A 14,542-nucleotide genomic window follows, 5' to 3' on the forward strand; every position below is an offset into this window, starting at 1 on the left:
CCGAGGAGAGAACATGTCTGCAGCGAGGCAGCGCCCGTTCCGTCGTGTCACGTCGACCGCGCTCGCCGTCCTCGGCGCCGGCGTCCTGGTCGCCGGCTGCACGAGCAACACCCCTGAGGCCTCCGGCGGCGGTGGCGGGGGCGGCGGCGAGGCCGCCAGCCCCAACGACGAGGCCGGCGAGACGGTGCGCATCGGCTTCTCCGCGCCCGCCGCCGACCACGGCTGGATGGCCGGCATCAGCCAGGCCGCGCAGGCCGAGGCCGACCGCTACGAGGACGTCGAGCTCTCGATCGCCGAGGGCACCAACGACGTCAGCACCCAGATCAGCCAGGTCGAGACCTTCATCAACGAGGGCGTCGACGCGATCGTGCTGCTGCCCTTCGACGGGGCCGCGCTGACCCCCGTCGCACTGCGGGCCATGGAGGCCGGCATCCCGGTCATCAACGTCGACCGCGAGTTCAACAGCCCGTTCGCCGCCCGGGCCACCGTCCTCGGCGACAACTACGGCATGGGTGTCTCGGCCGGCCAGTACATCTGCACGCAGCTGGGCGACCAGCCCGACGCGGTCGTCGCGGAGATCGCCGGCATCGACTCGCTGCCGCTGACGCAGGACCGCAGCCGGGGCTTCGCCGACGCACTGGCCGAGTGCGGCCTCAACGTGGACAACCGCGTGGCGGCGGACTTCACCGTCGAGGGCGGGGAGCGGACCGCGGCGAACCTGCTGCAGGCCGCGCCGCAGATCGACGCTGTCTGGAACCACGACGACGACCAGGGCGTCGGCGTCCTGGCCGCCATCAACAACGCCGGCCGCAGCGAGTTCTTCATGGTCGGCGGCGCGGGCTCGGCCAACGCGATGCGCGAGATCCAGTCCGGCCAGTCGGTGCTCGACGCCACGGTCATCTACCCGCACACCCAGGCCGCGGACGGCATCGCGCTCGCCCGGCTGATCGCGCAGGACAAGAGCCTGTCCGACCTCACCTCCCAGGGGGTGCCGCAGCGGATCGTGCTCGACGCGCCCGTCGTGACCGCCGAGAACGTCGACCAGTACATCGACGCCGCGTTCGAGTCCTGACCCGCTGATGCGGAGTCGCCGGGTGCCGCGACGAGCGGCACCCGGCGACCCGACCGAGGAGCCCGCATGACCCCGACCCTCGGCGTCGGCCTGATCGGCTACGCCTTCATGGGCGCCGCGCACTCGCAGGCCTGGCGCACCGCCCCCCACTTCTTCGACCTGCCGCTGCGTCCCGAGCTGACCGTGCTCGCCGGCCGGGACGCCGTCCGCGTCGCCGACGCCGCCGAGCGGCTGGGCTGGACGTCGACCGAGACCGACTGGCGCCGCGTGCTCGAGCGCGACGACGTCAGCCTCGTGGACGTGTGCACGCCCGGTGACACCCACGCCGAGATCGCGATCGCCGCGCTCGAGGCGGGCAAGCACGTGCTCTGCGAGAAGCCCCTGGCCAACACGGTCGCCGAGGCCGAGGCGATGGCCGACGCCGCCGCCCGCGCCGCCGCCCGCGGAGTGCGGTCGATGGTCGGCTTCACCTACCGCCGCGTCCCGGCCATCGGCCTGGCCCGGCAGCTGGTCGCCGACGGCCGCCTCGGCGAGATCCGGCACGTGCGCGCCCAGTACCTGCAGGACTGGATCGCCGACCCGACCGCGCCGATGTCGTGGCGGCTGGACAAGGACAAGGCCGGCTCGGGCGCGCTCGGCGACATCGGCGCGCACATCGTCGACCTGACCCAGCACATCACCGGGCAGCGGCTCACCGGCGTCAGCGCGCTGCTGGAGACCTTCGTCGAGGAGCGCCCGCTGCCGGCGTCGGCCGGGTCGCTGTCCGGCGTCGCGGGCGAGGGCATGGGCACGGTCACCGTCGACGACGCCGCGGTGTTCCTCGGCCGGTTCAACGGGGGGGCGCTGGCCAGCTTCGAGGCCACCCGGTTCGCCCTCGGCCGGAAGAACGCCATCCGGATCGAGGTCAACGGCTCGCGCGGCAGCCTGGCCTTCGACTTCGAGGACATGAACGTCCTGCAGTTCTTCGACGGCGACGAGCCGGCCGCGACCGCGGGCTTCCGGCGCATCCTCGTCACCGAGCCCGAGCACCCCTACGTCGGCGCCTGGTGGCCGGCGGGGCACGGCCTGGGCTACGAGCACGGCTTCACCCACCAGGTCGTCGACCTGGTGACCGCCATCGCCAAGGGCGAGGACCCGAGGCCGTCCTTCGCCGACGGGCTGCAGGTGCAGCGGGTGCTCGACGCCGTCGAGCGCAGCGCCGCCGCCCGTTCCGTGTGGACCGACATCTGAGAAAGGACCCCCCTGCCCCCCGCCGCGCGCAGGCTCGCGGCGGGGCCCTGCAGGGGAGCCGCTCGTCCACTCCCCGCGAGCTCGCGGCGGGGCCCGGGACGAGGCCGACCAAGAGGAGACCACGATGCCCCGTCCCGTCACCCTGTTCACCGGCCAGTGGGCCGACCTGCCGTTCGAGGAGGTGGCCCGGCTCGCCTCCGAGTGGGGCTACGACGGCCTGGAGATCGCCTGCTGGGGCGACCACCTCGACGTCGAGCGCGCGGCGAACGACGACTCCTACGTGCAGGAGCGCCTGGAGATCCTGAAGCGGCACGACCTGCAGGTCTTCGCGATCTCCAACCACCTCAACGGCCAGGCCGTCTGCGACGACCCGATCGATGAACGGCACCGCGGCATGGTGCACCCCCGCGTGTGGGGCGACGGCGATCCCGAGGGCGTCCGGCAGCGGGCGGCCGAGGAGATGAAGACGACCGCCCGCGCGGCGGCGAAGCTGGGCGTGAAGACCGTCGTCGGGTTCACCGGGTCGAAGATCTGGAAGACCGTGGCGATGTTCCCGCCGGTGCCCGAGTCGATGGTCGAGGACGGCTACCGCGACTTCGCCGACCGCTGGAACCCGATCCTCGACGTCTTCGACGAGGTCGGGGTGCGGTTCGCGCACGAGGTGCACCCGTCGGAGATCGCCTACGACTACTGGACGACGGTCCGCACGATGGAGGCCATCGGCCACCGGGAGGCCTTCGGGCTCAACTGGGACCCCAGCCACTTCGTGTGGCAGGACCTCGACCCGGTCTCGTTCATCTGGGACTTCAAGGACCGGATCTACCACGTCGACTGCAAGGACGCGAAGAAGCAGGTCGGGAACGGGCGGAACGGCCGGATGGGTTCGCACCTGCCGTGGGCCGACCCGCGGCGCGGCTGGGACTTCGTCTCCACCGGCCACGGCGACGTCCCGTGGGAGGCCTGCTTCCGGATGCTGAACACCATCGGCTACGACGGGCCGATCTCGGTCGAGTGGGAGGACGCCGGCATGGACCGCCTGGTCGGCGCCCCCGAGGCGCTGGCGTTCGTGCGCCGGCTGGCCTTCGACCCGCCCGCGGCCGCCTTCGACGCGGCCTTCGCCAGCGGCAACTGACGGCCGGGAGGTGGACGGCGGTCGGGGGTCCCGCCGCCCACCTCCCGGAGGTCGCGACCCCGTCCCGGGCCGGCCCCGTCCAGAGCCTCGCCGCGAGCCTGCGAGCGGTGCGGGGGACGGGGTCCTCCTCCTCCGGAGGGCGCGGGCAGGCGGGGTCCTCCCTCAGGCGGCGACGGTGACCGGCAACTCCATGCCGGCCGCACGGTGCGCGCCGACGGAGCAGTAGAAGACGTAGTCGCCGGGCGCGAGCTCGACCTCGAGCGTGGCCGACTCACCCGGCTGCAGCACCTCGGTGGCTGCGACGTCGCTGCCGCCCTGCTCGACGACGAAGTCGTGCGGCATGCGGCCGCTGTTGGTGACCTCGAAGGAGTACGTGCCGGCCGAGAGCGAGTCCTCGGAGAGCTCGATGTACATCTCGCCCTCGTCGACCGACACCGTCTGGCTCTCGGCCTGCGCCGGAGCGCTCGACGAGGAGGAGGTCGGAGCCGCGGTCGAGGTGGTGGCCTCCGCGCTGGTCGAGGGTGCGCTGCTGGTGGCTGCGGCGTCGGCGGCGTCGTCCTCCGCGGAGCAGCCGGTCACCAGGCCGATCCCGAGGGCCAGGACGAGCGGCGCGACGCGGCGGGCAGGGCGGGCAGAACCGGTCGCGTGGGGCACGCGGGACCTCCTGGGAGCCGACGGGACCCCGCCCCGACGGCGGCTCCCCGTAGCCGGGGATGCTGCAACGCTCACGCACCCGCGCGGAAGCCCCCGACCCGTGCATCAGGACGGCGCGGGCACTCCCGTCACTCTCCGGCACCAGGCGACGACGGAGGCGCACACCTCCGGATCGACCGGACGGCGCAGCTCCTCCCGGTAGTGGCGCAACGAGGCCGCCCCCGGCTGCCGGCGCAGCGTGTGCGTCAGGTCGGGGACACGCCGGACCTCGACCGGCCCGGGCACGGTCGCGGCCAGGACGGCGAGGTCGTCCGCCGGCACCTGGAGGTCCTTGGCGCCCGTGACGGCCAGGACCGGGACGGTGAGCCGGGCGAGGTCGGCCCGTGGGTCGTGCCGCAGGAACTCGCGGTGCCACCGGGCGTTGGTGCGGACGCCGTCGATCCGTGCCATGTCCGTCGTGGTCGCGAGGATCTTCCGGTGGTTGGCCACGACCTTCGCCTCCAGGTCGGTGCGCAGCAGCCGGAGCAGGCCGCGCACCGGTGCCGGGAGCGTGGGCGCGATCTGCCGCGCCTGCCAGCGGAGCAGCTCCACCCCCGGGGTCGCGCTCATGGCCAGCAGGACCACGCCGGCCACCGGAGCGCCCCGGCCGGCCAGCGCGGCGGCCAGGATGGCGCCCTCGCTGTGCCCGGCCAGCACGATCCGGTCCGGGTCCACCTCCGGCCGGGCGGCCAGCGCGTCGCGCGCCCGGGCCAGGTCGTCGACGTTGTCGTACAGGCCGGCGGCCCGCCAGTCGCCGGGGCTGCCGCCGACGCCGCGCTTGTCGTAGCGCAGCGAGGCGAGCCCGCCCTCGGCCAGGGCCTGCGCCAGCGCGCGGGTGACGTCGAAGCGCAGGCGGCGGTGGTTCGAGTCGCGGTCGAGCGGACCGGACCCGGCGGCCAGCAGCACCGCGGGCACCGGCGTCGGGACGTCGGGGAGGGTGAGGGTCCCGGCGAGCGAGGGGTGGCCGGGCACCTGCACCGGCAGTTCGCGCACCTCAGCGCGCCGGGGGGAGGGCGCCGGCGACCGCGGCCGGGTCGTCCACGCCGAGCAGCAGGGTGTCGAAGCGCTGCCCCGTCAGGCGCACCCGCACGGCCGGCTGGCCACGCCGCACCGACACCAGGCTCTTCCCCCCGCGCCCGCGCCAGGTGCCGATCAGGCGCAGGCCCGGGAGCCCGAGGCCGGGTGCGCGCACCCCGCGGGCCGCGGCCGGCCCGTCGGGGACGACGTCGACCGACCGCACGGCGGACAGGGGGACCTCGAGGTCGCGGAGCAGGCCGAGGACGCGCTCGGCCCGGGTGGGGGAGACGTGCAGGGTCCGGGGTGTCGTGGTCACGGTCGCCATGGCATCATCGTTACCGAATTCGAGAACGATGTCAATCATGAGAACGGTGGCGTCATGGCGACGGCGGACCTGCTCCTCCACCCGGTTCGGCTGCGGATCGTGCAGGCCTTCCTCGGGGACCGCGCGCTGACGACGGCCGATCTGCGCGGCGAGCTACCCGACGTCCCCCCGGCGACGCTGTACCGGCACGTCGGGGTGTTGGCCGAGGCGGGCGTGCTGACCGTGGCGGGGGAGCGGAGGGTCCGCGGCGCGACCGAGCGCAGCTACCGGCTGGTGACCGAGGCGGCGTCGGTCGACGCCGCGGACGCCGCGGCGATGTCGGTCGACGAGCACCGGCGGGCCTTCGCCACCTTCGTCGCCGCGCTGCTCGCGGACTTCGACCGGTACGCCGATGCCGCGGCCGGCCCGGGCCTGGACCCGGCGGCCGACGGGGTCGGCTACCGCCAGGTGGCGCTGTGGTTGGACGACGAAGAGTTCACCGGGCTGGTGACCGAGCTGCGCGCGGTGCTGACCGCGCGGCTGGCGCTCGAGCCCGACGGCGCCCGCCGGCGCCGGATCGTCAGCCAGGTGTTCCTGCCAGGGTGACGCACGGGGCCGGGGGTCTTCCGGCCCCGTGTCGTGTCACTCGGCGCGTGCGGCGGCCCTCGCGACCTTCCTGTTGGCCTTGGCCAGCGTCTTGGCGGCCTTGCGCACCCGGCGCGGCTCCCGGTCGATCGTCCCGCGGGTGAGCAGGCCGACGCCGATGCCGAGCAGCCACACGTCCTTGGCCACCGCCAGTCCCTCCTGGGTCGGCGCCAGGCTGCCCGGCTTCCGCATGCCGGGGGTGTTCAGGTAGAGCCCGAGCAGCCCGCCGGAGAAACCGGTCAGCACCGCACCGGCCACGGCGGTGGGCACGAACGGCGTCAGCAGCGCCGCCCCGACGGCGATCTCGCTGTAGGACAGCACCCGGACGAACGTCGCCGGGTCGACGCCCTTGAGGAACGGGTAGGTGCCCGACGCGAACCCGTGCAGCCCGGCCGCGGTGCCCTCGTCGGCGCCGCGCTTGCCCAGGCCGCTGTTGAGGATGAACGCGCCGGCCGAGATGCGCGGCGCGATCTCGGACAGGGTGATGGGCAGTGCCATGGTGCTCCTCGCTGGTCGCGGGCGGTCAGGGCCCGGTCTGACCCTGGTCGAGGGGACCAGTGCCCACCACCCGGGGCGTCAACCCTGGGTCCCGGTCAGCGGCCGCCGCGGCGGGCCCGGCCGCTGAACGACGCCGCCGAGTGCGTCCCGGCGCGGGCGGCGAGCTCGGCCCGGGTGCGCGCCGGACCCGGTGCGCGGCCCGAGCCGCGGGAGGAGGACGTCGTCCCGCCGCCGGACGCGGTGCCCGGCTGGCCGCCGGAGCGACCGGACCCGCCCGCCGGACGGCGGCGCCGGCCGCCGCCCTGGCCCTGCGGCTGGGGCTCCGGCGCGGGCGCCGGCTCGACGTGCGGGGCGGCCGGCCCGGTCAGCGCGCCGATCTCCGCGGCGCCGGGCCGGACGGCGCTCACCGTCGGGGTGATGCCGGCCTGCCGGGCGAGGGTGCGCACCTCGCCGGCCTGGTCGGGGGTGGAGACGGTGACCACGGTGCCGCCGGCACCGGCCCGGGCGGTGCGGCCCGAGCGGTGCAGGTAGGCCTTGTGCTCGGCCGGCGGGTCGACGTGGACGACGAGCGCGACGTCGTCGACGTGGATGCCGCGCGCGGCGATGTCGGTGGCGACCAGCACGCGGGTGCTGCCGTTGCTGAACGCCTCGAGGTTGCGCTCCCGGGCGTTCTGGCTGAGGTTGCCGTGCAGGTCGACGGCGGGGACGCCGGCCGCGGTCAGCTGCTTGGCCAGCTTCTTGGCCTGGTGCTTGGTGCGGGTGAACAGCACGCTGCGGCCCAGCCCCGAGGCCAGCTCCCGGACGACGGCCGGCTTGTCGGCGGCCTCCACCCGGAACACGTGGTGGGTCATCGTGGAGACCGGCGCCACCGCGGGGTCGACCGAGTGCGTCGTGGGGGTGTGCAGGTAGCGCTTGACCAGCACGTCGACGCCGTTGTCCAGCGTCGCGGAGAACAGCAGCCGCTGGCCGGTCGCCGGGGTGCGGTCCATCAGCCGCTTGACGCCGGGCAGGAAGCCGAGGTCGGCCATGTGGTCGGCCTCGTCCAGGACGGTGATCTCGACGGCGGAGAGGTCGCAGTGGCCCTGGCCGATGAGGTCCTCCAGCCGGCCGGGGCAGGCGATGAGCACGTCGATGCCGCCGGCCAGCGCCTGCACCTGCGGGTTCTGGCCGACACCGCCGAAGACGGTGGTCGCCTTCATCCCCAGCGCGCGGGCCAGCGGGTCGACGACGGCGAACACCTGGTTGGCCAGCTCGCGGGTCGGCACCAGCACGAGCGCGCGCGGCCGCTTCGGCTGCCGGCGGCTGTCGGAGGCGGCCAGCCGGGCGACCAGCGGCAGGCTGAAGGCCAGCGTCTTGCCCGAGCCGGTGCGGCCGCGGCCGAGCACGTCGCGTCCGGTGAGGGTGTCCGGCAGCGTGGCCACCTGGATCGGGAACGGCGCGGTGATGCCGCTGGCGGCGAGCACCTCGACCAGCGGAGCCGGGACGCCGAGGTCGGCGAAGGTGGCGTCGGTGGGCAGCACGGTGGCGTCGCCCCCGACGGGGACGACGGGCGCCGCGGCCTCGGCGGTCGGCTGCTGCGCGGTGCGCTGGCCGGTCGCGGGGCGGCTGCTCCCGCCGCGGCCGCCGCGGCGGCGGCGGGTGCCCGCGGCGGCAGGGGTGGACTGGTCGTGCGTGGTCATGGGTGGTCCTCGGTGCTCGGTTCGCCGTCGGGCGACCCGGCACGAGCGCACCGGCGGCCCTGCACGGGGCAGGGCCGGGTACCGCGTCGTCGGCGGGACGTCGGACAGCCGGGCGCGCCCGGGTGGCGCTGCCGCAGCCCGACGTCCGGCCCTGCACCCCGGATGGGCAGCAGGGCAACGCCGGTACTGCTACTCAACCAGACGCAGCGCCGACCTGTGCCCTCAGACGGGGGAGGGGCCGGTCACACCGCGGCCGCGGTAGCTGCGCCGGTAGGAGCCCGGCGCCACCCCGATGGTGGCCCGCAGGTGCTGGCGCAGGGACGCCGGCGTGCCGAAGCCGGCCTCGTCGGCGACCCGGTCGATCGGCGCGTCGGTGGACTCCAGCAGCTGCCGGGCGAGCGCCAGCCGCTGCCCGGCCAACCAGCGCAGCGGTGACAGGCCGGTCTCGTCGCGGAAGCGGCGGGTGAAGGTCCGCACGCTCATCCGCGCGTGCGCGGCGAGGTCGGCCAGCGTCAGCGGCTCGCCCAGCCGCTCGACGGCCCAGGCGCGGGTCGCCGCCGTCCCGACGTCCCCGACCTCGGGCAGCGGCCGCTCGACGAACTGCGCCTGGCCGCCCTCCCGCCAGGGGGCGACGACGTTGCGCCGCGCCACCCGGTTGGCCACCTCGCAGCCGTGGTCGCGGCGGATGAGGTGCAGCAGCAGGTCGATGCCGGCGGCGTTGCCGGCGGAGGTCAGCACGTCGCCGTCGTCGACGAAGAGCACGCCGGGGTCGACCCGGACGGCCGGGAACAGCCGCTGCAGCGTCTCGGCGTGCATCCAGTGCGTGGTGGCCGGGCGCCGCTCGAGCAGGCCGGCGGCGGCGAGCACGAAGGCGCCGGTGCAGATGGACACCAGCCGCGCGTGCCCGGCGGCGGTGCGCAGCGCGTCGGCGAGCCCGTCGGGGATCGTGCCGTCGGTCATCGCCGGCCCCCCGTGCACCCCCGGGACGACGACCGTCCCGGCGGAGGCCAGCAGCGAGGCGTCGTGCTCGGGTGTGACCGAGTACCCGGCCGAGGTGCGGACCGGCCCCCCGTCGAGGGTGGCGACCCGCACGCGGTAGAGCCGGTGCCCGTCGGCGTCGACCGCGGACTCCAGCAGCCGGTGGGGGAGGCCGAGCTCGAAGGCGATGGAGCCGGGCAGCGCCAGGACGGCGACGTCGTGGACCGGACCGGTAGGCATGGCCGGATCCTTGCACGTGTTGGCCGCCGGGCCACTGTCCGCCCGCCCGCGGCGTCCGCCATGCTCTCGGTCGTGACGAGCACCGCCGCGCCGCGCACGCACCGGGTCCACCCCGCCTGGTGGGTCGCCGGGGTGACCTTCCTGGCCCTGGTCGGCGCCGCGGCGTTCCGGGCGGTGCCCGGGGTCCTCATCGAGCCGCTGCGCGCGGAGTTCGGCTGGTCGGTCACGACCATCTCCGCCGCGGTCGCGGTCAACATGGCGCTCTACGGGCTGACGGCGCCGTTCGCCGCCGCGCTGATGGAGCGCTTCGGCATCCGCCGGGTCGTGGTCGGGGCGCTGCTGCTGACCGCCACCGGCAGCGGCCTCACCGTCTTCATGACCGCGAGCTGGCAGCTGGTGCTGCTGTGGGGCTTCCTCGTGGGCCTCGGCACCGGGTCGATGGCGCTGTCGCTGGTCGCCACGGTGACCGGCCGCTGGTTCGTGGCCCGCCGCGGCCTGGTGTCCGGCATCCTCACCGCCGGCGGGGCGACCGGGCAGCTGGTGTTCCTCCCGCTGGTCGCCTGGGCCGACGCGACGTGGGGCTGGCGGTCGGCGTCGCTGGGCACGACCGCGGCCGCGCTGGCCGTCGTCCCCCTGGTGCTGTGGCTGCTGCGCGACCGGCCGCGCGACGTCGGTGCCGTGCCCTACGGCGGAACGGCGGCCGACGACGTCGACCCGGTCCGCACCGGCGCGGCGCGGACGGCGGTGCGCGGGCTGGTGTCGGCCGCACGCACGACGCCGTTCTGGCTGCTGGCCGGGGGCTTCTTCATCTGCGGCCTGTCGACCAACGGGCTGGTCCAGCCGCACTTCATCCCGGCCGCGCACGACCACGGTATGCCGATCACCACCGCGGCCGGGCTGCTCGCCGTCGTCGGGGTCTTCGACATCGCCGGCACGGTGCTCTCCGGCTGGCTGACCGACCGCGTCGACCCACGGGTGCTGCTGCTGGCCTACTACGGGCTGCGCGGCCTGTCGCTGTTCCTGCTGCCGACCCTGTTCGGGCCCGACCTGCACGTCAGCATGGTGGCGTTCATCGTGTTCTACGGCCTGGACTGGGTGGCCACCGTGCCGCCGACGCTGGCGCTGTGCCGCGAGTTCTTCGGTCCGCGGGCGCCGGTGGTGTTCGGGTGGGTCTTCGCCTCGCACCAGGTGGGCTCGGCGTTCGCCGCCTTCGGCGGCGGCGTGATCCGCGACGTGACCGGTTCCTACGACCCCGCGTGGCTGGTGGCCGGGGCGCTCTGCATCGCCGCGGCGGCCATGTCGTTCCTGATCCCCCGTCGGCCGGCCGCGGCGGGGACGGCGCTGCCGACGGATCCCGAGGAGGCCGCGGCCGCCCAGGCCCACGGCTGAGCCCGGGGCCGGCGCCTCAGCGGGTGTGCCGGGGGGAGCCCGTCCCGGCCGCGGCGACCGTCCGCCGGCGGTCGGCCCAGCGCCGCTCGGCGGCCAGGCCCTCGGCGAAGCCCCGGGCGTACCAGAGGGGTGCGTTCGCCTCGAGGCCGCTCGGTGGGTCGCCGGGCCGGTCCCTCCAGAGCAGGCGCGCGAACGCCGCGGGGTCGCGGCCGCGGCAGTGCGTCGAGGGCGGGTCGACCGGGCCGTGCGGCTCGAACCGCGCGGCGGCGTGGCCGTCCCTGCGGCCGAAGGTGTGGGCGGTCTCGAGCAGGGCCCAGTAGGGCGGCTCACGGAGGTGTCCGGTGCTCACGCCCGTCGGAGCACCGGCGCGGGCCGACGGATACACCGGGCGCGGAGTCCCCCGGCCCGTCCCGTTGCCGGTCCCGCCGGCCTCCTGCAGGGCCGCGACGCGAGCCTGCGGGCGGCGGCGAGCAGGAGGTCCCCGGTCAGGCCGCCCCGGTGAGGGCCGGGTCGACGCTGCGGCCGGTGATGAGGTCGGCCGCCCGCTCGGCGATCATGATCGTCGGCGTGTTGGTGTCGCCGCGCACCAGCGTCGGCATGACCGAGGCGTCGACCACCCGCAGCCCCTCGACGCCGTGCACCCGCAGCTGCGCGTCGACCACCGCGTCGTCGTCGCTGCCCATCCGGCACGACGAGACCGGGTGGTACAGCGACTCGAGGCTGTCGCGCACCACCCGCCGCAGGCCGTCGCGGGTGCGCACCGCGCCGCCGGGGGACCACTCCTCGGCGAGGACGTCGGCCAGCGGGCCGCAGCCGGCGACCTCCCGGGCCTTCTCGACGCCGCAGACCAGCGCGTCCAGGTCGCGCTCGTCGGTGAGGTAGCCGGCGTCGATGGCCGGTGCCCACGTGGGGTCGGCCGAGCGGAGCCGCACCGAGCCGCGCGAGTGCACCCGGACCAGGACGGCGGCGGCGGTGAACGCGTCGACGTCTGGGTCGACCCGCGCCTGTTGCCAGAACTTCACCGGTAGGAAGTGGTACTGCAGGTCGGGCTCGGGCAGGTCCGGCCGGGAGCGGGTGAACAGCCCCGCCTCGGCCAGGTTGGAGGTCAGCGGGCCGCGGCGGGCACCGAACCAGCGCGCGTAGCCCGACGGCGACTCCGCCCGGGACAGCGACCTCCCCGACCGGGTGTGCCAGACGACCGGCACCAGGGGGTGGTCCTGCAGCCCGCCGCCGACGCCGGGCAGGTCGGAGACGACGTCGAGGCCGACGTCGCGCAGGTGCGCGCCCGGGCCGATGCCCGAGAGCATCAGCAGCTGCGGCGAGTTCACCGCGCCGCCGGCCAGCACGACCTCGGCCGCGGCGTGCGCGGTGCGCGTCCGCCCGCCCGACCGGTACTCGACGCCGGTGGCCCGCCCGCCGGACACCAGCACCCGGGTGGTCAGCGCGCCGGTGCGCACGGTGAGGTTGGGCCGGGCCGTCGCGGGGTGCAGGTAGGCGTCGGCCGCCGACCAGCGGCGGCCGCGGCGCTGGGTGAGCTGGTAGAGCCCGACGCCCTCCTGTCCGGCGCCGTTGAAGTCGTCGTTGCGCGGGTACCCGGCCGCGACCGCGGACGCCACGGCCGCTCGTGACCAGGCGTGCGGGGAGCGCGGGTCCTCGACGCGCAGCGGCCCGCCGACGCCGTGGAAGCGGTCCGCGCCGCGGGCGTTGTCCTCCATCCGGCGGAACAGCGGCAGCACGTGCCGGTAGGACCACGAGCGGTCGCCGGTGAGCTCGGCCCACTCGTCGTAGTCGGCCGCCGCGCCGCGGACGTAGATCATCGCGTTGATCGACGACGACCCGCCCAGCAGCTTGCCCTGCGGCCAGAACAGCCGCCGCCCGCCCAGGGCCGGCTGCGGCACGGTCGTGTAGTTCCAGTCCCGGCGGGTGCGCCACGTCTTGTGCAGCGCCGCCGGGACCCGCACCTCCAGGACGTCGTCCGAGCCGCCGGCCTCCAGCAGCAGCACCCGCAGCGACGGGTCCTCCGACAGCCGCCCGGCCAGCGCGCAGCCGGCCGAGCCCGCGCCGACGACGACGACGTCGTGCTCCTCGGTGCCCGCGTGTGCCGGGTCCGGCACGGTCACCGGTGCCGCCCGTGGACCAGTCCCACCACGCGGGCGAGCGCGTCGGCGGCAGCGGCGGGCCGGGTGAAGCTCATCAGGTCGACGGGGAGGGCGACCCGCCGGCGGGTGATGGCCTTGGCGCGGGTGAACTCGCGCAGCCCGTCCTCGCCGTGGATGCGGCCGAAGCCGCTCTCGCCCACACCGCCGAAGGGCAGCGCCGGCACCGAGGCGAAGGTGAGCACCGAGTTCACCGACGTCATGCCGCTCCTCATCCGGCGGGCGAGGTCCATGGCCCGCGCCCTCGACCGGGAGAACACCGCGCCGGCCAGGCCGTGCGCGTTGGCGTTGGTGCGCTCCAGCGCCTCCTCGGCGTCGCGCACCCGCGTGATGGTCAGCGTCGGGCCGAAGGTCTCCTCGCGCACGGCGGCCGAGGTCTCGGGCACGTCGAGCAGCACGGTGGGCGCGACCAGCCGCCCCTCGACGGTCCCACCGGCCGCGATCCGGCCACCGGAGGCGACCGCGTCGTCCACGTGCCGGCGGACGACGTCGGTCTGCGCGGCCATCGTCATCGGGCCGTACGCGGCGTCGTCGTCGGTGCCCGGCCGCAGCCCGCGGACCCTCTCGGTCACCTCGGCGACGAAGGCGTCGTAGACCCGCTCGGTGGCGTAGACCCGCTCGATGCCGATGCAGGTCTGCCCCGCGTTGCTCATCGCGCCCCACACCGCGGCGTCGGCCGCGGCGGCCACGTCGGCGTCGTCGTCGACGATCATCGCGTCCTTGCCGCCGAGCTCCATGAGCACCGGCGTCAGGGTCTCCGCGCAGGCGGCCATGACCTCGCGGCCCGTGGGGGCGGAGCCGGTGAAGGCCAGCTTGCCCACACCGGCGCGGCACAGTGCCGCGCCGGTGTCACCGAGACCGGTGACGACCTGCAGGGCGTCCGGGACGTCGGGGACGGCGGCCCGCCAGGCCTCGGCCAGCCACACGCCCACCGCCGGTGTGTGCTCCGAGGGCTTGAAGACGACGGCGTTGCCGGCGGCCAGGGCGTAGGCGATCGAGCCCATCGGCGTGAACACCGGGTAGTTCCACGGGCCGATCACGCCGACGACGCCGAGCGGCTGGTACTCCAGCCACGCCGCGTGGTTGGCCGCCAGCAGGCCCGGGCGGACCCGGCGCGGGCCGAGCACCTTGCGTGCGTGGGTGGCCGCCCAGGCGAGGTGGTCGACGGTGAGGGTGATCTCGAGGATCGCGTCGGCGTGCGGCTTGCCGTTCTCCCGGTGCACCAGGTCGGCCAGCTCGTGCACCCGGCGGGCGAGGTGGCCGCGGTAGGCCGCCAGCCGCGTCCGGCGGCCGTCGAAGCCGAGGTCGGCCCACGCCCGGGCGGCGGCGCGGGCCCGGTCCACGGCGGCGCGGACGTCCTCGGCGTCCTGGACGGGGAACACCCCGACGACCGCGCCCGACGCGGGTGCGGTCGACTCGAACGTCTCGGCGGCGCGGCGCCCGGCGCCGTCCCCCTGCTCGGCGAGCGACACGGGAACGCAGGTCACTGGCCGGTAGGACCCGTCGGCG

At 75.7% G+C, this 14,542-nt stretch carries 14 protein-coding genes; 5 read left to right on the forward strand and 9 right to left on the reverse strand.

Going from position 1 to position 14,542, the window contains the following annotated elements:
• The first annotated feature begins 13 nt into the window (after positions 1 to 13).
• The 3 genes from BMW27_RS07950 (at position 14) to BMW27_RS07960 (ending at position 3,434) form a co-directional block, all read left to right on the forward strand.
• On the forward strand, positions 14 to 1,072 hold the full coding sequence (locus BMW27_RS07950) for a substrate-binding domain-containing protein (protein WP_091441995.1): 1,059 nt from the start codon (positions 14 to 16) through the stop codon (positions 1,070 to 1,072).
• 66 nt (positions 1,073 to 1,138) lie between these two features.
• Positions 1,139 to 2,302, forward strand: a complete 1,164-nt coding sequence (locus BMW27_RS07955) for a Gfo/Idh/MocA family protein (protein WP_091441999.1) — start codon at positions 1,139 to 1,141, stop codon at positions 2,300 to 2,302.
• 124 nt (positions 2,303 to 2,426) lie between these two features.
• Complete coding sequence (locus tag BMW27_RS07960; protein WP_091442001.1) at positions 2,427 to 3,434, forward strand: sugar phosphate isomerase/epimerase family protein; 1,008 nt, start codon at positions 2,427 to 2,429, stop codon at positions 3,432 to 3,434.
• A 162-nt stretch (positions 3,435 to 3,596) separates the two neighbouring features.
• On the opposite strand, the gene BMW27_RS07965 is transcribed toward BMW27_RS07960, so the two are convergent.
• The 3 genes from BMW27_RS07965 to BMW27_RS07975 form a co-directional block, all read right to left on the reverse strand.
• The gene (locus tag BMW27_RS07965; RefSeq protein ID WP_175486421.1) at positions 3,597 to 4,088 is read right to left on the reverse strand and encodes a cupredoxin domain-containing protein; all 492 of its coding nucleotides are present in this window, start codon (positions 4,086 to 4,088) and stop codon (positions 3,597 to 3,599) included.
• A 105-nt stretch (positions 4,089 to 4,193) separates the two neighbouring features.
• Positions 4,194 to 5,120, reverse strand: coding sequence for an alpha/beta hydrolase family protein (locus tag BMW27_RS07970; protein WP_091442005.1), 927 nt, complete (start codon positions 5,118 to 5,120; stop codon positions 4,194 to 4,196).
• Between the two features lies 1 nt (position 5,121).
• Positions 5,122 to 5,460: a hypothetical protein gene (locus tag BMW27_RS07975; RefSeq protein ID WP_217638081.1), complete on the reverse strand. Its 339-nt coding sequence runs from the start codon at positions 5,458 to 5,460 to the stop codon at positions 5,122 to 5,124.
• A gap of 63 nt (positions 5,461 to 5,523) precedes the next feature.
• Here BMW27_RS07975 and BMW27_RS07980 point away from each other — a divergent pair, with 63 nt between their 5' ends.
• The gene (locus BMW27_RS07980; RefSeq protein WP_091442013.1) at positions 5,524 to 6,054 is read left to right on the forward strand and encodes a helix-turn-helix domain-containing protein; all 531 of its coding nucleotides are present in this window, start codon (positions 5,524 to 5,526) and stop codon (positions 6,052 to 6,054) included.
• A 36-nt stretch (positions 6,055 to 6,090) separates the two neighbouring features.
• On the opposite strand, the gene BMW27_RS07985 is transcribed toward BMW27_RS07980, so the two are convergent.
• The 3 genes from BMW27_RS07985 to BMW27_RS07995 form a co-directional block, all read right to left on the reverse strand.
• Entirely contained in the window at positions 6,091 to 6,591 is a 501-nt protein-coding gene (locus BMW27_RS07985; protein WP_091442017.1) for a hypothetical protein, read from the reverse strand.
• A 95-nt stretch (positions 6,592 to 6,686) separates the two neighbouring features.
• Entirely contained in the window at positions 6,687 to 8,270 is a 1,584-nt protein-coding gene (locus BMW27_RS07990) for a DEAD/DEAH box helicase (protein ID WP_245743372.1), read from the reverse strand.
• A 222-nt stretch (positions 8,271 to 8,492) separates the two neighbouring features.
• Complete coding sequence (locus BMW27_RS07995; RefSeq protein ID WP_091442021.1) at positions 8,493 to 9,488, reverse strand: GlxA family transcriptional regulator; 996 nt, start codon at positions 9,486 to 9,488, stop codon at positions 8,493 to 8,495.
• Between the two features lie 72 nt (positions 9,489 to 9,560).
• On the opposite strand from BMW27_RS07995, the gene BMW27_RS08000 reads away from it, so the two are divergent.
• Positions 9,561 to 10,877: an MFS transporter gene (locus tag BMW27_RS08000; RefSeq protein ID WP_245743373.1), complete on the forward strand. Its 1,317-nt coding sequence runs from the start codon at positions 9,561 to 9,563 to the stop codon at positions 10,875 to 10,877.
• A 16-nt stretch (positions 10,878 to 10,893) separates the two neighbouring features.
• Here the strand turns inward: BMW27_RS08000 and BMW27_RS08005 are convergent, their stop codons facing one another.
• The 3 genes from BMW27_RS08005 to BMW27_RS08015 form a co-directional block, all read right to left on the reverse strand.
• Entirely contained in the window at positions 10,894 to 11,226 is a 333-nt protein-coding gene (locus BMW27_RS08005) for a hypothetical protein (RefSeq protein ID WP_139206853.1), read from the reverse strand.
• A 136-nt stretch (positions 11,227 to 11,362) separates the two neighbouring features.
• Positions 11,363 to 12,997, reverse strand: coding sequence for a GMC family oxidoreductase (locus tag BMW27_RS08010; RefSeq protein WP_091442031.1), 1,635 nt, complete (start codon positions 12,995 to 12,997; stop codon positions 11,363 to 11,365).
• A complete protein-coding gene (locus BMW27_RS08015) occupies positions 12,994 to 14,505 on the reverse strand; it encodes an aldehyde dehydrogenase family protein (RefSeq protein ID WP_091442035.1) in 1,512 nt (503 codons plus the stop codon). Before BMW27_RS08015 ends, BMW27_RS08010 begins: the two co-directional genes overlap by 4 nt.
• Between the last annotated feature and the right edge of the window lie 37 nt (positions 14,506 to 14,542).

Origin of the sequence: Geodermatophilus poikilotrophus (genome assembly GCF_900111455.1) — a bacterium.
Classification (GTDB): Bacteria; Actinomycetota; Actinomycetes; order Mycobacteriales; family Geodermatophilaceae; genus Geodermatophilus; species Geodermatophilus poikilotrophus.

What these genes read in the sequence shown, in the direction of transcription:
- BMW27_RS07995 (WP_091442021.1), bottom strand. Translation starts at nt 9,488, where the DNA reads ATGCCTACCGGTCCGGTCCACGACGTCGCCGTCCTGGCGCTGCCCGGC.
- BMW27_RS07955 (WP_091441999.1), top strand. Translation starts at nt 1,139, where the DNA reads ATGACCCCGACCCTCGGCGTCGGCCTGATCGGCTACGCCTTCATGGGC.
- BMW27_RS07960 (WP_091442001.1), top strand. Translation starts at nt 2,427, where the DNA reads ATGCCCCGTCCCGTCACCCTGTTCACCGGCCAGTGGGCCGACCTGCCG.
- BMW27_RS07985 (WP_091442017.1), bottom strand. Translation starts at nt 6,591, where the DNA reads ATGGCACTGCCCATCACCCTGTCCGAGATCGCGCCGCGCATCTCGGCC.
- BMW27_RS07980 (WP_091442013.1), top strand. Translation starts at nt 5,524, where the DNA reads ATGGCGACGGCGGACCTGCTCCTCCACCCGGTTCGGCTGCGGATCGTG.
- BMW27_RS07950 (WP_091441995.1), top strand. Translation starts at nt 14, where the DNA reads ATGTCTGCAGCGAGGCAGCGCCCGTTCCGTCGTGTCACGTCGACCGCG.
- BMW27_RS07990 (WP_245743372.1), bottom strand. Translation starts at nt 8,270, where the DNA reads ATGACCACGCACGACCAGTCCACCCCTGCCGCCGCGGGCACCCGCCGC.